At 58.6% G+C, this 18,746-nt stretch carries 14 protein-coding genes, 4 tRNA genes and 1 pseudogene; 12 read left to right on the forward strand and 7 right to left on the reverse strand.

The annotated features are described in order from the left end of the window. Positions 1 to 75: 75 nt before the first annotated feature. The 5 genes and pseudogenes from AC07W0_RS06970 to folD form a co-directional block, all read right to left on the reverse strand. A pseudogene (locus AC07W0_RS06970) lies at positions 76 to 756 on the reverse strand (SOS response-associated peptidase family protein). Between the two features lie 25 nt (positions 757 to 781). Next, positions 782 to 1,120, reverse strand: coding sequence for a hypothetical protein (locus tag AC07W0_RS06975; RefSeq protein WP_017848152.1), 339 nt, complete (start codon positions 1,118 to 1,120; stop codon positions 782 to 784). Positions 1,121 to 1,210: 90 nt separating this feature from the next. Next, complete coding sequence (locus AC07W0_RS06980; protein ID WP_102617266.1) at positions 1,211 to 1,420, reverse strand: hypothetical protein; 210 nt, start codon at positions 1,418 to 1,420, stop codon at positions 1,211 to 1,213. 476 nt (positions 1,421 to 1,896) lie between these two features. Next, entirely contained in the window at positions 1,897 to 2,181 is a 285-nt protein-coding gene (locus tag AC07W0_RS06985; protein ID WP_046382845.1) for a hypothetical protein, read from the reverse strand. A gap of 141 nt (positions 2,182 to 2,322) precedes the next feature. Next, the gene (gene folD, locus AC07W0_RS06990) at positions 2,323 to 3,177 is read right to left on the reverse strand and encodes a bifunctional methylenetetrahydrofolate dehydrogenase/methenyltetrahydrofolate cyclohydrolase FolD (protein ID WP_017848149.1); all 855 of its coding nucleotides are present in this window, start codon (positions 3,175 to 3,177) and stop codon (positions 2,323 to 2,325) included. A gap of 275 nt (positions 3,178 to 3,452) precedes the next feature. Between folD and AC07W0_RS06995 the strand changes: the two genes are divergently transcribed. The 10 genes from AC07W0_RS06995 (at position 3,453) to AC07W0_RS07040 (ending at position 12,853) form a co-directional block, all read left to right on the forward strand. After that, a tRNA-Arg gene (locus tag AC07W0_RS06995) sits at positions 3,453 to 3,529 on the forward strand. Between the two features lie 32 nt (positions 3,530 to 3,561). Then, positions 3,562 to 3,637, forward strand: a tRNA-His gene (locus tag AC07W0_RS07000). Positions 3,638 to 3,694: 57 nt separating this feature from the next. Further along, a tRNA-Leu gene (locus AC07W0_RS07005) sits at positions 3,695 to 3,779 on the forward strand. 77 nt (positions 3,780 to 3,856) lie between these two features. After that, a tRNA-His gene (locus tag AC07W0_RS07010) sits at positions 3,857 to 3,932 on the forward strand. A 400-nt stretch (positions 3,933 to 4,332) separates the two neighbouring features. Beyond that, positions 4,333 to 5,643: a trigger factor gene (gene tig, locus AC07W0_RS07015; protein WP_046382846.1), complete on the forward strand. Its 1,311-nt coding sequence runs from the start codon at positions 4,333 to 4,335 to the stop codon at positions 5,641 to 5,643. A gap of 91 nt (positions 5,644 to 5,734) precedes the next feature. Further along, complete coding sequence (gene clpP / locus AC07W0_RS07020) at positions 5,735 to 6,370, forward strand: ATP-dependent Clp endopeptidase proteolytic subunit ClpP (protein WP_017848147.1); 636 nt, start codon at positions 5,735 to 5,737, stop codon at positions 6,368 to 6,370. 112 nt (positions 6,371 to 6,482) lie between these two features. After that, complete coding sequence (gene clpX, locus AC07W0_RS07025) at positions 6,483 to 7,766, forward strand: ATP-dependent Clp protease ATP-binding subunit ClpX (RefSeq protein ID WP_017848146.1); 1,284 nt, start codon at positions 6,483 to 6,485, stop codon at positions 7,764 to 7,766. A gap of 161 nt (positions 7,767 to 7,927) precedes the next feature. Next, entirely contained in the window at positions 7,928 to 10,324 is a 2,397-nt protein-coding gene (gene lon / locus AC07W0_RS07030) for an endopeptidase La (protein WP_017848145.1), read from the forward strand. A gap of 133 nt (positions 10,325 to 10,457) precedes the next feature. Continuing rightward, entirely contained in the window at positions 10,458 to 10,745 is a 288-nt protein-coding gene (locus AC07W0_RS07035) for an HU family DNA-binding protein (RefSeq protein ID WP_221034285.1), read from the forward strand. 233 nt (positions 10,746 to 10,978) lie between these two features. Continuing rightward, positions 10,979 to 12,853 carry a SurA N-terminal domain-containing protein gene (locus AC07W0_RS07040; RefSeq protein WP_057004465.1) on the forward strand — a complete coding sequence of 625 codons (1,875 nt, stop codon included), beginning with the start codon at positions 10,979 to 10,981 and terminating at the stop codon, positions 12,851 to 12,853. 48 nt (positions 12,854 to 12,901) lie between these two features. Here the strand turns inward: AC07W0_RS07040 and AC07W0_RS07045 are convergent, their stop codons facing one another. Further along, a complete protein-coding gene (locus AC07W0_RS07045) occupies positions 12,902 to 14,068 on the reverse strand; it encodes an MFS transporter (RefSeq protein ID WP_102617265.1) in 1,167 nt (388 codons plus the stop codon). A gap of 120 nt (positions 14,069 to 14,188) precedes the next feature. On the opposite strand from AC07W0_RS07045, the gene AC07W0_RS07050 reads away from it, so the two are divergent. Both AC07W0_RS07050 and AC07W0_RS07055 read left to right on the forward strand, forming a co-directional pair. Beyond that, positions 14,189 to 15,088, forward strand: a complete 900-nt coding sequence (locus AC07W0_RS07050; protein ID WP_046382850.1) for a LysR family transcriptional regulator — start codon at positions 14,189 to 14,191, stop codon at positions 15,086 to 15,088. An 89-nt stretch (positions 15,089 to 15,177) separates the two neighbouring features. Continuing rightward, the gene (locus tag AC07W0_RS07055) at positions 15,178 to 15,978 is read left to right on the forward strand and encodes a DUF2242 domain-containing protein (protein ID WP_102617264.1); all 801 of its coding nucleotides are present in this window, start codon (positions 15,178 to 15,180) and stop codon (positions 15,976 to 15,978) included. A gap of 1 nt (position 15,979) precedes the next feature. Here the strand turns inward: AC07W0_RS07055 and aceE are convergent, their stop codons facing one another. Beyond that, positions 15,980 to 18,640, reverse strand: coding sequence for a pyruvate dehydrogenase (acetyl-transferring), homodimeric type (gene aceE / locus AC07W0_RS07060; RefSeq protein WP_102617263.1), 2,661 nt, complete (start codon positions 18,638 to 18,640; stop codon positions 15,980 to 15,982). Between the last annotated feature and the right edge of the window lie 106 nt (positions 18,641 to 18,746).

Here is an 18,746-nt window from a genome sequence, read left to right on the forward strand (position 1 = left end):
TGAATCGTTGCAGGCCACGATCTAAAAGGCGTGCAAGCCTCTCCAGCCCATACTGCTGCATTAGCAGGGACGAATCTAACGTAATGGTTCGATCAGGTCAGATCCTTTATTTCGCACGTTGCCGACCGCCGTGTCGATCTTGAACCATTCGAAGGCCTCGGCCGGCTCCCCCTAGTGCAACACCATCTGCTCGGCGCGCTCCTTGGGCGTAGCCGGGTCTAACCATTCCCGGGCGAGGTCAGACGGAAGCACCACGGGGCGCCGGTCGTGAATGTCCACCATTCCGCCGGCGCTGTCGGCGGTGATGATCACGAAGCCGTCATGCTCATCAGGGCCTTTATCGGCGTCAGGCAACTGACCGATGGCCGCGCAGAATATCGGCGCGCCATCCCGCCGACGGATCAGGTAAGGCTGTTTTTTCGGCCCGCCTTCATCCACCCACTCGAACCAATTGTCGATAGGTGTGATTGCTCGGTGCGGCCAGATCGCACGGAAGAAGGGGCCGTGGGCCACCTTCTCGACGCGGGCATTGATCGGTGCAGCGCGATCCTTGGCCCAGTGCGGCCGCCATCCCCAGCGCACCAGGTCTGCGTGCAGCAGATCGCCCTGCATGTGTAGCGGGGCGACCTGGGTTGTCGGGGCGACGTTGTAGCGCTCGAGCGGCAATTCACCGACGGAGTTCGCCTGGGCATTGGGCATGCTCAGCGCCGCAACAAAGTCGTGGATGCCCCTGTACTGCGACAGTCTTCCGCACATGGCCAGGCCCCCTTTCCGTTTCACTTTAGACAATCGTGGTTGGTCGAGGTCTCATTTCATTGACGATTCGCTTCAGGGCTTCGGTTTCACGCTGACTTGAACTGAGTGCAGTAGTCAGGATGTCGATCTGCTTGCGCATTTCCGCCGCTTCGCCTCCTCGTTGACGGAGGTACCCGGCAAACTCTGTGTTCTTCGCCTGGGTCTCCAGCAGCATTTGGCTGATGCCGAAAACGTCAGCCCGCGCTTTACGCAGTTGGAGGTTCAGCTCCTGGATCTCGTTTTCCAAAAGTCTGCAGTGCTGGCGGTACATTTCCAGGGGCGAGGGGAGGCCAAGCCACCCGCAGGTTTCTTCATCGATGGGCATGGTTGGATTTCCGATTACTGTATGTGTATACAGTAATCGAGGTTTTAGCGTGACGCGATTTGAGGCGACGAGCAGCACTATTTTCGACTGTTAGTCCGGCGCCATGAGGACCGCAAGAGTCAATTTGATAAATTTTTCATTGGTACTGATGGTTTCCAGCGCACCGCGGACATTTTCGGCTACGTCCGTAGAACCGCGCTGCTTTACCCAATTTGAGAGTTCCATAATGGAAGCCTCTAGGGCCAACTGGTTTTCGTAGAGTTTTTCGAGCAGGGATGGGAGCAGGTCTGAGTTCGGCATTGATGTTCCTCCGTGGAGTGAACAGGGTAGCAGGCAAATTATTTGGTTTGGGAAACTGGTCGGCAGGACGCCGGGGGAGGGGATGGATCTCGTACCAATTTTTGTACCACTGACCGTGTTTCGCTATCGAATAGCGGGTATCCCAAAGTAGGCAAAGGCCCGTATTTGCTGGGTTTGGCTACTTTGGAAAACCGAGTAATACCCAAAATTAATATTAGGAGTATGGATCAGAAAACGATAGAGAGCCTTTAAATAAAGGCTGTAAGGCGATGATTGGTTAGGCTTGTAGCCCATCGCGGGCAAAAAAAGGCCCGCTATGAGGGCGGGTCTAATGGGGATTTTCAAAGGAGTAGAGGTAAGTTGCGCCCGATCCTGTCGATGGCGGGTGAAAAGGATGTCGAAGAAACGCGAAACCGGGTGCTGCGCCTGGGTGAACGAGCCGGATGTTCGGGTGCGTGTTCTATTGGGCAAACCCGTCAGCGTCGGCAGTTCAAGGCGGCTACCTGCATTTTGCCAGCGTCCCCCACATTGACGATGCTCAGGCTGTCAGCGCCAGCCTCGGCGGCTTTATTGAATGCGGTGTTCAGAGCGTCGCCGTTGGATGAGCCCTGCACCGTGAAGGCTTTGACGACGTGGCAAGCGTGGGCGGATGAGGCCGTGACGAGGTTGACCTGTTTGCCCGCTTCAGTCAGTTGGGTGGTGCAAGCGGGGATCAATACCGCGATGAGGATCAGCAGAGGGGCGGCATGTAGGTTGCGCATGGCGAAAGCACTCCTGGGGTTCCTGCGGCATCTGGCGGGTGCCGAACATGTCAGCCGCGGATGCACGATAGCAGAGCGTGAGGTTCATCAGAAACCAAAAGCCCTGCGACAAGGCAGGGCTCTTTTCAGTGCGGCAGTTGATCAGCCGTGCAGGGTTTCCGCTGCATACAGCGTGTTTTCCAGCAGGCAGGCACGGGTCATCGGGCCAACGCCACCCGGTACCGGGGTGATCCAGCCGGCACGGGGCAGGGCGGTTTCGTACACCACGTCGCCGACCAGTTTGCCGTCTGCCTGACGGTTGATGCCGACGTCGATGACGATCGCGCCTTCCTTGATCCACTCACCTTTGACCAGGCCCGGCTTGCCGGCAGCCACTACCACCAGGTCGGCGCGGCCGACGTGACCGGCGAGGTCCTTGGTGAAGCGGTGGGTCACGGTCACGGTGCAGCCGGCGAGCAGCAGTTCCATGGCCATCGGGCGCCCAACGATGTTGGAGGCGCCGACGATCACGGCGTCGAGGCCGTAAAGGTTGACGCCGGTGCTTTCCAGCAGGGTCATGATGCCTTTGGGCGTGCATGGGCGCAGCAGCGGGATGCGCTGGGCCAGGCGGCCGACGTTATACGGGTGGAAACCGTCGACGTCTTTGTCCGGGCGGATGCGTTCGAGCAACTGGGAGGCGTCCAGGTGCGCGGGCAATGGCAGTTGCACCAGAATGCCGTCGATGTTCGGGTCATCGTTGAGGCCGTCGATCAGGTCGGTAAGGGCCTGCTGGGTGGTCTCGGAAGGCAGGTCGTAGGCCTTGGAAATAAAGCCGACCTCTTCACAGTCTTTACGCTTGTGCGAGACATAAACCTGAGACGCAGGATCGCTGCCGACCAGGATCACCGCGAGGCCAGGCGTGCGCAAGCCTTGCTGGCTACGCTCGGTGACGCGTTTGGCGATCTGCTGGCGCAGGCTGGCGGCGATTGATTTGCCGTCGATAAGTTGTGCAGTCATTACGCGTGATTAACCATCGAGAGGGGGAAGAAAAGTGCGCGCATTCTCGCATGCCAAGACGTGGGGGCAAAGGCGCTTGGTCTGCAAATTGGCCTAACCCCTTAAATAAAATGAATTTTTTTCAAAAAAGATTTGACGGCTTTCCGGCGCGTCTATACTATTCGTCGCACTTGTCGGGCACAGCCTAGCACTGGTTAAGAAGGTCTAGCAGGATTGTTGTTCTGCAAGGCTGGAAGCACTTAGTTTGTAATCCTCCAAGAGTACAGATTAATCAGGCGCCCGTAGCTCAGCTGGATAGAGCATCCGCCTTCTAAGCGGATGGTCGCAGGTTCGAGTCCTGCCGGGTGCGCCATTAGGCAGCTTTGGCACAAGTAGCGTTAGATGGTGGGCGTAGCTCAGTTGGTAGAGCACGGGATTGTGACTCCCGTTGTCGAGGGTTCGATCCCCTTCGTCCACCCCATATTTTGAAAAGGCGCCAGATTAATCATCTGGCGCCTTTGCTTTAAGAGCTTCAAGCGCGGATGTGGTGGAATTGGTAGACACACTGGATTTAGGTTCCAGCGCCGCGAGGCGTAAGAGTTCGAGTCTCTTCATCCGCACCAATTAAAGCTTTGCCCGGCCGGAAGGCGGGGTCAGGCTCGACAAAGAAGTGGTTTGGTTTCTTTGTTAACGCAATATGGTGGGCGTAGCTCAGTTGGTAGAGCACGGGATTGTGACTCCCGTTGTCGAGGGTTCGATCCCCTTCGTCCACCCCATATTCGAAAGGCGCCAGATTTAACAGTCTGGCGCCTTTTTTGTTTTAGTGGTTCGAGTATTCCGCGGCTGCAGGTTCTGGGTCGCAAGGCAGGGCGTTTCGTCGTATTTATGTGTCTCGATGATGCCGCGCTGCCTGCCGGCCCTGTTCGCAGGGGCGGCCGTCAGGGAGATGATTGGCGACTTCTTCTATATATAGAAGGGTCGGCGCAGAGCCCTGGCGCGATTGGCTGTATTTGTCACCGGGGCGAGGCGCAACAGTGTCTTCGTACCGATAAATTGCCTGCTGTTTTTTTACCCGTTTCCAGTAGGGTGACTTCTTGAGTTTGACCCACTAGAATGCATGCCCTTGATTCTGGGGTCGGAAACGGCCGGCTAACGTCTGTGCAACGAGGAATATCCATGCAAGTTTCTGTTGAAAATACTACTGCTCTCGAGCGCCGCCTGAGCATCACCGTGCCGGCAGAGCGCATCGAGACTGCGGTCAACAAGCGTCTGCAGCAGACTGCCCAAAAGGCCAAGATCGCTGGCTTCCGTCCAGGCAAAGTGCCAATGAGCGAAATCAAGCGCCGTTTTGGTGCTGATGCACGTCAGGAAGCGGTAGGTGACGTGATCCAGGCGTCGTTCTACGAAGCGGTTGTCGAGCAAAAGCTGAACCCGGCTGGTTCGCCTTCGATCGAGCCTAAGTCCCTGGAAGCGGGCAAGGACCTGGAATACGTTGCTGTATTCGAAGTGTTCCCGGAGTTCGAAGTTGCCGGCTTCGACGGTATCGCGATCGAGCGCCTGAGCGCCGAAGTGGCTGATGCCGACCTGGACAACATGCTGGAAATCCTGCGCAAGCAGAACACCCGTTTCGAAGTGGCCGAACGTGCTGCCCAGAACGAAGACCAGCTGAACATCGATTTCGTGGGCAAGGTTGACGGCGAAGCATTCGCTGGCGGCTCCGCCAAGGGTACTCAGCTGGTGCTGGGTTCCAACCGCATGATCCCGGGCTTCGAAGACGGCCTGGTTGGCGCAAAAGCCGGCGAAGAACGCGTTCTGAACCTGACTTTCCCGGCTGACTACCAGAACCTGGACCTGGCCGGCAAAGCCGCCGAGTTCACCGTGACGGTCAACAGCGTGTCCGAGCCTAAGCTGCCAGAGCTGAACGAAGAGTTCTTCGCTCAATTCGGCATCAAGGAAACCGGCATCGACGGCTTCCGCACCGAAGTTCGCAAGAACATGCAGCGCGAGCTGCGTCAGGCCATCAAGTCCAAGGTCAAGAACCAGGTCATGGACGGTCTGCTGACCGCCAACCCGATCGAAGTGCCTAAGGCTTTGCTGTCCAACGAAGTGGATCGCCTGCGCGTACAAGCCGTTCAGCAGTTTGGTGGCAACATCAAGCCTGACCAACTGCCGGCCGAGTTGTTCGAAGAGCAAGCCAAGCGCCGTGTCGTGCTGGGCCTGATCGTGGCTGAAGTGGTCAAGCAGTTCGACCTCAAGCCTGACGAAGACCGCGTTCGTGAAATGATCCAGGAAATGGCTTCGGCCTACCAGGAGCCTGAGCAGGTTGTGGCTTGGTACTACAAGAACGACCAGCAGCTGAACGAAGTACGTTCGGTTGTGCTGGAAGAACAAGTTGTGGATACTGTTCTGCAGAAGGCTAAGGTGACCGATAAAGCGGTCTCTTACGAAGAAGCAGTCAAACCGGCGGAAGCAGCACAAGCCGACTGATTGTCCAACTCGTTTGAAATACAACCATAAGCCAGCCTCGCGCTGGCTTATGCGTTTTCAAGACATGACTATTTGGGAGTAACTGCAGAGCATGTTCCGTAATTCCTATATTCAGCAGAACTCTGATATCCAGGCCGCAGGCGGCCTGGTCCCGATGGTTGTCGAGCAGTCCGCTCGTGGCGAACGCGCCTACGACATCTACTCGCGCCTGCTCAAGGAGCGAGTGATCTTTTTGGTGGGGCCGGTAGAGGACTACATGGCCAACCTGATTTGTGCGCAACTGCTGTTCCTTGAAGCGGAAAACCCGGACAAGGACATCCATCTTTACATTAACTCGCCGGGCGGTTCGGTGACCGCGGGCATGTCGATCTACGACACCATGCAGTTCATCAAGCCAAACGTGTCGACCACCTGCATCGGCCAAGCCTGCAGCATGGGCGCTTTCCTGCTGACCGCAGGTGCCGAAGGCAAGCGTTACTGCCTGCCGAACTCGCGCGTGATGATTCACCAGCCACTGGGCGGTTTCCAGGGCCAGGCATCGGACATCGAAATCCATGCCAAGGAAATCCTCTTTATTCGTGAGCGTCTTAACACGCTGATGGCCAAGCACAGCGGGCACACCTTGGAAGAAATCGAGCGTGATACCAACCGTGACAATTTCATGAGCGCTGAAGCCGCGCGTGATTACGGGTTGATCGACGCAGTGATTGACAAGCGCCCCGCTTAATATAAGCAGCTCAAAATAGGCCAGGTCGGCAAGTCCGATCACCTGCGGGCTTGAAAAAGCCCGCATAAGCCTTCATCTTGTGTTGCAAGCCTATCGGATTTGGATCGAACGAATGACTGACACCCGCAACGGCGAGGACAACGGCAAGCTGCTCTATTGCTCCTTCTGTGGCAAAAGCCAGCATGAAGTACGCAAATTGATTGCCGGCCCCTCGGTCTTTATCTGCGACGAGTGCGTCGACCTGTGCAATGACATCATCCGTGAGGAGGTGCAGGAAGCCCAGGCCGAAAGCAGCGCGCATAAATTGCCTTCGCCTAAAGAAATCAGCGGCATCCTTGATCAGTACGTGATTGGTCAAGAGCGTGCAAAAAAGGTTCTGGCCGTAGCGGTGTACAACCACTACAAGCGTTTGAACCAGCGTGACAAGAAAAACGACGAAGTCGAGCTCGGCAAGAGCAACATCTTGCTGATCGGTCCTACAGGCTCGGGTAAAACCCTGCTTGCGGAAACCCTCGCTCGCCTGCTGAACGTTCCGTTCACCATCGCCGACGCCACCACCCTCACCGAGGCTGGCTACGTGGGTGAGGACGTCGAGAACATCATTCAGAAGTTGCTGCAGAAGTGCGACTACGACGTAGAGAAGGCCCAGATGGGTATCGTCTACATCGACGAAATCGATAAGATTTCGCGCAAGTCCGACAACCCGTCGATCACTCGGGATGTTTCCGGTGAAGGCGTGCAGCAAGCTTTGTTGAAACTGATCGAAGGCACGGTTGCTTCCGTACCGCCACAAGGCGGCCGCAAGCATCCACAGCAGGAATTCCTTCAGGTTGATACGCGCAATATCCTGTTCATCTGCGGCGGTGCGTTCTCCGGTCTGGAAAAGGTTATTCAAAACCGTTCCACCCGTGGCGGCATCGGCTTCAGTGCGGAAGTGCGCAGCAAGGAAGAAGGCAAGAAGGTGGGCGAGTCCCTGCGTGAAGTCGAACCTGACGATCTGGTCAAGTTTGGTCTGATCCCGGAATTCGTTGGTCGTCTGCCGGTCCTGGCGACATTGGACGAGCTGGATGAGGCTGCTCTGATTCAGATCCTCACCGAGCCGAAAAATGCCCTGACCAAACAATATGCCAAGCTGTTCGAAATGGAAGGCGTAGACCTCGAGTTCCGTACCGACGCACTCAAATCAGTGGCCAAGCGGGCACTGGAGCGCAAAACCGGTGCGCGTGGCCTGCGTTCGATCCTCGAAGGCGTATTGCTCGACACCATGTACGAAATCCCCTCGCAGTCCGAGGTGAGCAAAGTGGTGATCGACGAAAGCGTTATCGAAGGCAAGTCCAAGCCACTGTATATCTATGAAAACAGTGAGCCGGCTGCCAAGGCTGCGCCAGACGCGTAGGCGTCCGGCTGCTGCATAACAACAAGGGGCCTTTAGGGGCCCCTTTTGTTTTAAGGGCGTGTTTTTCCTGCATTTAACTGCTGGCATTGAGCTTGTTTTTTTTGCCGGCAGCCCCCATCTTGGTTTCATGCTTACTTTTCAACTGTCATAGAGGCGAAATCATGAAGACAACCATCGAATTGCCTCTCCTGCCGTTGCGTGATGTCGTCGTCTATCCGCACATGGTTATCCCGCTGTTCGTGGGGCGCGAGAAGTCTATCGAAGCCCTCGAGGCCGCGATGACGGGCGACAAGCAGATCCTGCTGTTGGCCCAGAGAAATCCTGCTGATGATGATCCAGGCGAAGACGCCCTGTATCGCGTCGGTACCGTTGCGACTGTCCTGCAATTGCTCAAGCTGCCCGACGGCACTGTCAAGGTGTTGGTGGAAGGTGAGCAGCGCGGTGCGGTCGAGCGCTTCATGGAGGTGGACGGCCACCTGCGCGCCGAAGTGGCACTGATCGACGAAGTCGAGGCCCCGGAGCGCGAGTCCGAAGTATTTGTACGCAGCCTGCTCTCGCAATTCGAGCAGTATGTGCAGTTGGGCAAGAAAGTCCCGGCTGAAGTCCTGTCTTCCCTCAACAGCATTGATGAGCCTAGCCGCCTGGTCGACACCATGGCCGCGCACATGGCGCTGAAAATCGAGCAGAAGCAAGACATCCTCGAAATCATCGACCTGCCGGCCCGTGTCGAACACGTCCTGGCGCTGCTCGATGCCGAAATCGACCTGCTGCAGGTTGAAAAGCGCATTCGTGGTCGCGTGAAGAAACAAATGGAGCGCAGCCAGCGCGAGTACTACCTGAATGAGCAGATGAAGGCCATTCAGAAAGAACTCGGCGACAGCGAGGAAGGCCACAACGAAATCGAAGAGCTGAAAAAGCGCATCGATGCCGCCGGCCTGCCGAAAGACGCCCTGACCAAGGCCAACGCCGAGCTGAACAAGCTCAAGCAAATGTCGCCGATGTCGGCCGAAGCCACCGTGGTTCGTTCCTACATCGATTGGTTGGTGCAGGTGCCGTGGAAGGCTCAGACCAAGGTGCGCCTGGACCTGGCTCGCGCCGAAGATATCCTCGATGCCGACCATTACGGCCTCGAAGAAGTCAAAGAACGCATTCTCGAATACCTTGCCGTGCAAAAGCGCGTGAAGAAAATTCGTGGCCCGGTGTTGTGCCTGGTCGGTCCGCCGGGTGTGGGTAAAACCTCCCTGGCCGAGTCGATTGCCAATGCCACCAACCGTAAATTCGTGCGAATGGCCCTTGGCGGCGTGCGTGATGAGGCGGAAATCCGTGGTCATCGCCGCACATATATCGGTTCGATGCCAGGAAGATTGATTCAAAAGATGACAAAGGTCGGCGTGCGCAACCCGCTGTTCCTGCTCGATGAAATCGACAAAATGGGCAGCGACATGCGTGGCGATCCGGCATCGGCCTTGCTCGAAGTGCTCGATCCCGAGCAGAACCACAATTTCAACGACCATTACCTGGAAGTCGACTACGACCTGTCCGACGTGATGTTCCTGTGTACCTCCAACTCCATGAACATTCCGCCAGCGTTGCTGGACCGGATGGAGGTGATTCGTCTGCCGGGTTACACCGAAGACGAGAAGATCAACATCGCCGTCAAATACCTCGCGCCCAAGCAGATTTCGGCCAATGGCCTGAAAAAAGGCGAGATCGAATTCGAGGTCGAGTCGATCCGCGATATGGTGCGTTACTACACCCGCGAGGCCGGTGTACGGGGGCTTGAGCGCCAGATTGCGAAGATTTGCCGCAAGGCGGTCAAGGAGCATGCGCTGGAAAAACGCTTCTCGGTGAAGATTACCGCCGATGTGCTGGAGCACTATCTGGGCGTGCGTAAATTCAGCTACGGGCTGGCGGAACAGCAGGATCAGGTAGGGCAGGTGACTGGCCTGGCGTGGACCCAGGTGGGTGGCGAATTGCTGACCATCGAAGCCGCGGTGATCCCGGGCAAGGGCCAATTGATCAAGACCGGTTCCCTGGGTGACGTGATGGTCGAATCCATCACCGCCGCGCAGACCGTCGTGCGCAGCCGCGCCCGGAGCCTGGGGATTCCCCTGGACTTCCATGAGAAGCACGACGTCCATATCCACATGCCGGAGGGGGCGACCCCGAAAGACGGCCCTAGCGCTGGCGTAGGCATGTGTACGGCCCTGGTATCGGCCCTGACCGGCATTCCGGTACGCGCCGATGTGGCCATGACCGGGGAAATCACCCTGCGTGGCCAGGTATTGGCCATCGGTGGTCTGAAAGAAAAATTGCTCGCCGCACACCGGGGTGGAATCAAGACCGTGATCATTCCTGAAGAGAATGTCCGCGACTTGAAGGAAATTCCTGACAATATCAAGCAAGATCTTCAGATTAAACCGGTTAAATGGATTGACGAGGTCCTGCAAATTGCGCTGCAATACGCGCCGGAGCCCTTGCCGGATGTGGCTCCGGAGATAGTCGCGAAGGACGAAAAGCGCGAGTCTGATTCCAAGGAAAGAATTAGCACGCATTAATGCGTTAAAGCCTGGGGGCTTCCTTGACAGCTTTTTAGAGCCCTTGTTATAAAGCGGCTCTTAAGTGTCTGTAGGCCATTCAGCACTGGTTTTTGCTTTCACCAAAAAACTTAGAATCATACTCAATAGATATATAAGGGGACTTAGAGTGAACAAGTCGGAACTGATTGATGCTATCGCCGCATCCGCTGATATCCCGAAAGCTGCTGCTGGCCGTGCGCTGGACGCAGTAATCGAATCCGTCACTGGCGCTCTGAAGGCCGGCGATTCGGTGGTACTGGTAGGCTTCGGTACTTTTTCTGTGACTGACCGCCCAGCTCGCACTGGCCGTAACCCACAGACTGGCAAAGCACTGCAAATCGCTGCTGCCAAGAAACCAGGTTTCAAAGCCGGTAAAGCCCTGAAAGAAGCCGTTAACTAAGCCTCGATCAAGCCTTTACCTACCCGGGTCCGACGCAGGTCTGGCCTGGCAGCGGAGCGGCAGCTGACCCACGTATCCATCGGGTCACCACGCCGGGGGTGTGGGTTCTAACCCCCGTCCGCTCCGCCAGTTACGAGAGAAGGCGCATCCTCGGATGCGCCTTTCTTCTATCCGGACTCTACCCACGCTCCACGGTTGCCAATTTTTGAAGTTCAACCGTTTCTGGGGGACGCATGCTGCAAAATATCAGGGACAATTCACAAGGCTGGATTGCCAAGACCATTATCGGGATCATCGTCGCATTGATGGCGTTCACCGGTATCGAGGCTATTTTTCAGGCTTCGACCAACACCAAGCAGGACGTGGCCAAGGTCAACGGTGAAGCAATCACCCAGACCGAACTGAGCCAGGCTGTCGACATGCAACGTCGCCAACTGATGCAACAGATGGGCAAGGATTTCGATGCTTCCCTGCTGGACGAAAAACTGCTGCGCGACGCGGCGCTCAAGAGCCTGATCGATCGCAAGCTGGTACTGCAAGGTGCCGCTGATTCCAAGTTTGCCTTCTCTGACGCCGCGCTGGACCAAGTGATCCTGCAGACGCCGGAGTTCCAGGTGGACGGCAAGTTCAACGCCGAGCGTTTTGACCAGGTGATCCGTCAACTGGGCTACAGCCGTCTGCAGTTCCGTCAGATGATGACCCAGCAAATGCTGATCGAGCAGACTCGCTTGGGCATCCTCGGTAGCGCCTTCGTGACTGATGCGCAGGTGCTGGCATTCGCCCGCCTGGAAAAACAGACCCGCGATTTCGCCACCGTCAATATCAAGGCCAACCCTGCGGCGGTGAAACTCACCGACGACGAGGTCAAGGCTTACTACGACCAGCACGCCAAAGAGTTCATGACCCCGGACCAGGTGGTCATCGACTATCTGGAGTTGAAGAAGTCGTCTTTCTTCGACCAGGTCACCGTCAAAGACGATGAACTGCAGGCAGCGTATGAGAAAGAAACCGCCAACCTCGCTGAGCAGCGTCGTGCGGCGCACATCCTGATTGAAGTCAACGACAAGGTCACCGACGCCCAAGCCAAGGCCAAGATCGAGGAAATCCAGGCGCGCCTGGCCAAGGGTGAGCAGTTCGAAGCCCTGGCCAAGGAGTTCTCCCAGGACCCGGGTTCGGCCAGCAATGGCGGTGACCTCGGCTTTGCCGGTCCTGGCGTCTACGATCCGGACTTCGAAGCTGCCCTGTACGCCTTGAATAAGGACCAGGTCTCGGCACCGGTGCGCAGCACCTTCGGTTGGCACCTGATCAAGCTGTTGGGCGTTGAAGCGCCAGAAGTGCCATCGTTCGCCAGCCTGAAAGACAAGCTGACTCACGAGCTCAAGAACCAACAGGTTGAACAGCGTTTTGTCGAAGCGACCAAGCAATTGGAAGATGCGGCGTTCGAAGCCTCCGACCTGGCTCAGCCGGCCTCCGATCTGAAGCTGACCGTTCACACCTCTGCGCCGTTTGGTCGCGAAGGCGGTGAGGGTGTCGCGGCCAACCGTGCCGTGGTCACTGCCGCGTTCAGCCCGGAAGTGTTGGATGAGGGTGCCAACAGCACCGCCATCGAGCTCGACCCGGAAACCATCATCGTGCTGCGGGCCAAAGAGCATCTGAAGCCTACGCAACTGCCGCTGGAAAGCGTGGCAGCGGCGATCCGCACCCAGATGACCAAGGAACGCGCCAGCGCGGCCGCCAAGACTCACGCTGACGAGTTGATCGCCAGCCTGCGTGATGGCAAGACCCCGCTGAACCAGCCCGTTGATGGCCAGGCCTGGAAAGTCACCGAAGCGGCTACCCGTAGCCAGGAAACGATCGACCCGGTGGTGCTGCAAGCCTTGTTCCGCATGCCCAAGCCTGCGTCCAAGGACAAGCCGACCTTCACCACCGTGACCCTCGCTGATGGCAGCCTGGTGATCGTGCGCTTGAACGGCGTCACCGAAGCGGCGGCTCCATCGGACGATGAGAAGGCGCAATACCGCCGTTTCCTCGCTTCCCGTGTTGGGCAGCAGGATTTCGCGGCGTACCGCAAGCAGTTGGAAACCAAGGCTGAGATCAAGAAGTACTGATCTCGGTTTGAATAAAAAGCCCCCGGCCTGAAAAGACCGGGGGCTTTTTCATGGGCGTTTGCAAAGGGCCAGCAACATCAACGCCACTACCGCCCAGGGAAACGCGAGCACGCCCCAGCTCTGCAACAACAACCCGCCCGCCAGACCGCCACCGGCAATGCCCAGGTTCCATACCGTCACCAGCATCGACTGCGCGGCGTCCGCCGACTCGCCCGCCGACTTGGCCAGGGCGGTTTGCAGCAAGGCCGGTAGGCCACCGAATGCCAGCCCCCAGGCCGCGACGGCGATGTAGATGATCGCCGGCGAGTCGATCCAGAACGCCAACGCCAGCGCCGACAGGCCAAACAGCATGCAACTGAACAGCACCAACGGGCGCAGCCATCGATCGATCAGCAGGCCCACCAGCCAGATGCTCAACAACGCCGTCAGGCCAAACACCAGCAGTACCCGGTCGATATCGGCCTGGATGCCGGCGGGCTCCAGCAGGGGGGCGATGTAGGTATAGAGAATGTTGTGCGCCAGCACGTAGGTAAAGGTCACCCAAAGCACCGGGCGAATACCGCGCAACCTCATCACCTGGCGCAGCCCCAGGCGTTGTTGCGCTGCTTGGCCGGCAAAGTCCGGGAGTTGCCAGCGCGCCCAGAGCAGCAATGCCAACGTCAGCCCGGTCATGATCGCAAAACTCAAGCGCCAGCCAACGAGGGTACCCAGCAGGGTGCCGGCCGGCACGCCCAGGGTCAGGGCCAGCGGTGCGCCAAGCATTGCGATGGCAATCGCCCGGCCTTGCAGGTGAGGGGCGACCATACGACTGGCGTAACCGGCCAACAGGGCCCAGAGCAACCCGGCGAATACCCCGGCGAAAAAGCGCGCTACCAGGGTCAGCCCGTAGTGGCTGGATACGGCCGTCACGCTGTTGACCAGGGCGAAGCCAGCAATGGCCACCAGCAGTAGGGGGCGTCGGCGCCAACCCCGCGTCAGCAGCGTCAAGGGGATGGCCGCGAGCAATGATCCGAGTGCATAGAGCGTGACCAGTTGGCCAACCAGGGCGGGCGACACACCCAGGCCTGCGCCCATCTGCGGCAAGAGCCCCGCAGGCATGGCTTCGGTGAGGATGGTGATAAAACCCGCGCAAGCCAGGGCCAACAAGCCTCCCAGCGGCAGCACGTCAGGCTCGGCGTTCGCCGGGCAATGGGTAAGTGAAGGGTTGTCGCTCATGACGCTTGATCCATATAAAAGGGGCAAGGCGGCAGAGTAAGGGGCTGTGCTGTGCGGAAAAACAGGCTAAGGTTCCGAACTTAGCGGACGTAGGTGTCCGTAATCAGTCGAGACGTGATCATGGACAGCTTGAGCAGCCTGTCGGTATTTGTGCAGGTGGCGGAGACGCGCAGCTTCACCGTCGCCGGTCGCGTGCTGGGGGTATCGTCGTCGGCCGTGGGCAAAAGTATCGCGCGCATGGAAGAGCGCCTGGGCGTCAGGCTGTTTCACCGCAGCACGCGCAGTATCACCCTGACCAGCGAAGGCTCGCTGTTTCTTGAGCGTTCGCGGCGCATTCTGGCCGAGGTCGAGGCGGCCGAGCAGGAATTGACGGACGCCAGCGCCACGCCGCGCGGCAAGTTGCGCGTCAGCCTGCCGCAGGTACGCGGCTTGTTGATGCCGGTGCTCAGCGACTTTATGCGCGCCTACCCGGATATCGAGTTGGATGTGGATTTTTCCGACCGCATGGTGGACGTGATCGAGGAAGGTTTCGATGCGGTGATTCGCACAGGCAAGCCCGAAGATTCGCGCTTGATGGCGCGGCATCTGGGCTATTACCAGTTGGTGCTTGTGGGCACGCCGGGCTACTTCGCTCAACACGGCACCCCGCAGCAACCGCAGGATCTCAATGATCACGCGTGCCTGCGGCACAAATTCTGCGCCACCGGCAAACTGGAAAACTGGCCGTTGCGTCACCTGCCGGGCGCCGCCGAGCCGACCTTGCGTACACCGCTGGTCAGTACCACCATTGAGTCCCTCAACCATGTGGTACACGAGGGATTGGGCATCGCCTGTCTGCCCGACTACATGGTCAACGAGGCCGTGGGGCAGGGGCGCTTGCTACGAGTGTTGGATGATTATCTCGAACACCGTGGCAGTTTCTGGATACTGTGGCCGTCAAGTCGTCATGCATCTGCCAAGTTGCGCGTGTTTATTGACCATATGTGCGCCGGGCTTTTCCCTGCAGGCACCGCTGTGTAGGCTTGTGACGTTTTATCGACAGGAATGCGCGCGCCAAGGCCTCGTTCTGTTGCACAATACCGCCCAGACCGTTTTCCTCAGGATTTTCAATGTCGACATCATTTCACTTGCGTAGCCTCGGGTTGGCGCTGGTGTTGGCGGGCGCCACGGGCTGCTCGTCACCCAAGACCGCTATTTACGAGCACGAGAATTTCGACGACTCCGGTACGTTCTCCCGTAATTACCCGGTCAGTGACATCGCCGCGTGCGAGGCCGCACGCCGTGCCTTGCTGAGCCAGGGCTACATCATCACCAGCAGCGATCCGAAGCTGGTGGTGGGTAACAAGAGTTTCCAGCAGACCGGCGAAACTCACATGCAGATCAGCTTCAATGTGGTGTGTGCCAATGATGGCAAAGGTAAAAGCCACTCGACGATGTTTGCCAACGCCCTGCAGGATCGTTATGCGCTGAAGAAGGTCAACAACTCCGCCAGCCTGGGTGTGGGTGTGCTGGGCTCGGTGTCGATGCCGATCGGCTCCACCGACGACTCGATGGTGAAGGTGGCGAGTGAGACCGTCTCGGCACCGAAGTTCTACGAGCGCTACTTCGCACTGGTGGATGTGTTCCTGCCCCAAGAGGTGAAGAAGACCGAACATATTCCCGAACAGCCCAAGGCTGAACTGGGGGTGCCGGAACCCAAAGTTGCCCCGGCAGCGGAGAAGGTGCCAGCGCCGAAGGAAGAACCTGTAGCGCCGGCCGTCTCGACGCCGGTTACACCGGCACCGGAGCCTGCGCCGATCGTCCCGCAGGCAGAACCGAGCCCTGCGCCGGCACCGGCACCTGCGCCAACCACGCCGGACCTGCCGCCGCCGACAGAGGCGATTCCGCCCCTGCCGACGCCCGCGCAGTGAGTCAGACCGCTACGGGATTGGTCTTGTCGACATTGATCCCGTAGCGACTGATCGCCTCACTGATTTTCTCGCGACCTATCAGCCCGTCATCGGCCAGCGCCTTCAGTGCCGCCAGCACAATGAAATGCCGGTCCACCTCGAAGAACTCGCGCAAGGCCTCCCGAGTATCCGACTGCCCGAAGCCGTCCGTGCCCAGCGCTACAAAGCGTCGGTTCGGCACAAAGGGGCGGATCTGGTCGGCGAACAGCTTCATGTAGTCAGTGGCCACCAGCACCGGACCCGTATGCCCGGCCAAGCATTGCTCGACGTAACTCAAGCGCGGCTCGTGTTCCGGGTGCAACAGGTTCCAGCGTTCGGCTTCATGCCCGTCACGGCGCAGCTCGGTCAGGCTGGGCGCACTCCATACGCTGCTGTGTACGGCGAAATCCTTGTCGAGCAACGCTGCCGCGGCGATCACTTCCCGCAGGATCGAACCGCTGCCCATCAATTGCACCTGTGCCTGCTGGTGTGTGCTCAGCGGATACAAACCCTTGAGAATGCCTTCTTCCACGCCTTCGGGCATTGCCGGGTGCGGGTAGTTCTCGTTGAGCAGGGTGATGTAGTAGTAAATGTCCTCCTGCTCGACATACATGCGCCGCATGCCTTCGCGAATGATCACCGCCAGTTCGTAGGCAAAAGTCGGGTCATACGATACACAGCACGGAATCACCGACGCCAGGATATGGCTATGCCCATCATCGTGTTGCAAGCCTTCGCCCATCAGGGTGGTGCGCCCGGCCGTGGCACCCAGCAGGAAGCCGCGTGCCCGGGCATCGCCTGCCGCCCAGGCCAGGTCGCCGACGCGCTGGAAGCCGAACATCGAGTAGAAGATGTAGAAGGGCACGGTCATCAGAGCATGGTTGCTGTAGGACGTACTCGCCGCGATCCAGGAGGCAATCGCACCGGACTCATTCAGACCTTCCTGCATGATCTGTCCGTCCTTGCTCTCTTTGTAGTAGCTCAGTTGCCCGGCGTCTTGTGGGGTGTAGAGCTGGCCGACGGCGGAGTGAATGCCGATCTGACGGAACAGGCTTTCCATGCCGAAGGTGCGTGATTCGTCCGGCACGATGGGCACGATCAGCTTGCCCAGGTGCGGGTCCTTGAGCAGTGTGCCGAGAATCCGCACAAAGGCCATGGTGGTGGAGATGGCGCGCTCGCCGGTGTCTTTGAGCTGGGTCGCGAAAGCGCTCAGTTCAGGAATCTGCAGCGACTCGACGGCGCTGTGGCGCGCCGGCACGTAGCCGCCCAACGCCTGGCGCCGGGCGGCGAAGTAGCGCGCCTCTTCGCTGTCGGCAGCCGGCTTGAGGTAAGGAATTTCAGCCAACTGCTCGTCGGGGACTTCCAGGCCGAAGCGATCACGGAACGCTCTGACGGCGTCGGCGCCCATTTTTTTCAGCTGATGGTTGATGTTCTGGCCTTCGCCGGCTTCGCCCATGCCGAAGCCCTTGACGGTTTTCGCCAGGATCACCGTGGGTTGGCCTGAATGACTCATGGCGGCAGCATAGGCGTTATAGACCTTGTCCGGGTCATGACCGCCGCGTGAGAGTTTCCAGATGTCCTCGTCTGACAGGTCCGCAACCAATGCCAGCAACGCCGGGTATTTGCCGAAGAAATGTTCGCGCACGTAGGCGCCGTCCTGGGATTTGTAGTTCTGATAATCACCGTCCACGCACTCCATCATGCGTTGGCGCAGCAGCCCGCTCTGGTCTTTTTCCAGCAGTGCATCCCAGCCGCCGCCCCAGATTACCTTGATCACATTCCAGCCGGCCGCGCGGTAGAGGCTTTCGAACTCCTGGATCACCTTGGCATTGCCGCGTACTGGGCCGTCCAGGCGCTGTAGGTTGCAGTTGACCACGAAGATCAGGTTGTCGAGTTTTTCACGCCCGGCCAGGGAAATGGCGGCCAGGGATTCCGGCTGGTCCATTTCGCCATCACCGAGGAACGCCCAGACCTTGCGGCCCTGGTGCTGCTTGAGCGCACGCAACTCCAGGTAGCGCATAAAGCGCGCCTGGTAGGCGGCGGTGATCGGTCCGAGCCCCATGGACACGGTGGGGAATTGCCAAAAATCCGGCATCAGCCGTGGGTGCGGGTAGGACGACAAGCCAGCACCGCCCGTTTCGCGGCGGAAGTTGTCGAGCTGGGCCTCGCTGATGCGGCCTTCGAGATACGCGCGGCCGTAGATGCCGGGGGAGGAGTGGCCCTGGATGTAGACCAGATCGCCATCGAAGGTGTCGGTGCGCCCACGGAAAAAGTGGTCGAAGCCGACGTCATACAGCACGGCGGCCGACGCGTAGGTGGCGATATGCCCACCGACGCCGGAGTGTTTACCGGCGCGCAGCACCATGGCCATGGCGTTCCAGCGGATAAACGCACTGGTGCGGCGTTCGAGGGCCAGGTTGCCAGGGTAGGGCAACTGGCGGTCCAGCGGGATTGTGTTGATGTAGGGCGTGGTTACCCGCCCGTAGACGTCACCATGTTGCGCCACGTCGAAATCCAGCAACTGGTCGATCAGGTAGTGGGCACGCGGGCGGCCTTCGGTGGACAGCACCGATTCGATGGCTTCCAGCCATTCGCGGGTTTCCTGTGGGTCGTCGTCCAGTCTTACTGCGGTATTCGGGGTCATGTGAGGCTCCAGGGTCGGCGAATATCAAGCAGCGTGCTCCTTGTGGGAGCGGCGCACATATAGTTGCAATTGCAACTACATGTCTGAATCTAGCGCGGGATGAGCT

This window comes from Pseudomonas sp. GW704-F2 (assembly GCF_059423025.1).

What these genes read in the sequence shown, in the direction of transcription:
- AC07W0_RS07045 (WP_102617265.1), bottom strand. Translation starts at nt 14,068, where the DNA reads ATGAGCGACAACCCTTCACTTACCCATTGCCCGGCGAACGCCGAGCCT.
- clpP (WP_017848147.1), top strand. Translation starts at nt 5,735, where the DNA reads ATGTTCCGTAATTCCTATATTCAGCAGAACTCTGATATCCAGGCCGCA.
- aceE (WP_102617263.1), bottom strand. Translation starts at nt 18,640, where the DNA reads ATGACCCCGAATACCGCAGTAAGACTGGACGACGACCCACAGGAAACC.
- AC07W0_RS07040 (WP_057004465.1), top strand. Translation starts at nt 10,979, where the DNA reads ATGCTGCAAAATATCAGGGACAATTCACAAGGCTGGATTGCCAAGACC.
- tig (WP_046382846.1), top strand. Translation starts at nt 4,333, where the DNA reads ATGCAAGTTTCTGTTGAAAATACTACTGCTCTCGAGCGCCGCCTGAGC.
- lon (WP_017848145.1), top strand. Translation starts at nt 7,928, where the DNA reads ATGAAGACAACCATCGAATTGCCTCTCCTGCCGTTGCGTGATGTCGTC.
- AC07W0_RS07050 (WP_046382850.1), top strand. Translation starts at nt 14,189, where the DNA reads ATGGACAGCTTGAGCAGCCTGTCGGTATTTGTGCAGGTGGCGGAGACG.
- AC07W0_RS06985 (WP_046382845.1), bottom strand. Translation starts at nt 2,181, where the DNA reads ATGCGCAACCTACATGCCGCCCCTCTGCTGATCCTCATCGCGGTATTG.
- clpX (WP_017848146.1), top strand. Translation starts at nt 6,483, where the DNA reads ATGACTGACACCCGCAACGGCGAGGACAACGGCAAGCTGCTCTATTGC.
- folD (WP_017848149.1), bottom strand. Translation starts at nt 3,177, where the DNA reads ATGACTGCACAACTTATCGACGGCAAATCAATCGCCGCCAGCCTGCGC.
- AC07W0_RS07055 (WP_102617264.1), top strand. Translation starts at nt 15,178, where the DNA reads ATGTCGACATCATTTCACTTGCGTAGCCTCGGGTTGGCGCTGGTGTTG.
- AC07W0_RS06980 (WP_102617266.1), bottom strand. Translation starts at nt 1,420, where the DNA reads ATGCCGAACTCAGACCTGCTCCCATCCCTGCTCGAAAAACTCTACGAA.
- AC07W0_RS06975 (WP_017848152.1), bottom strand. Translation starts at nt 1,120, where the DNA reads ATGCCCATCGATGAAGAAACCTGCGGGTGGCTTGGCCTCCCCTCGCCC.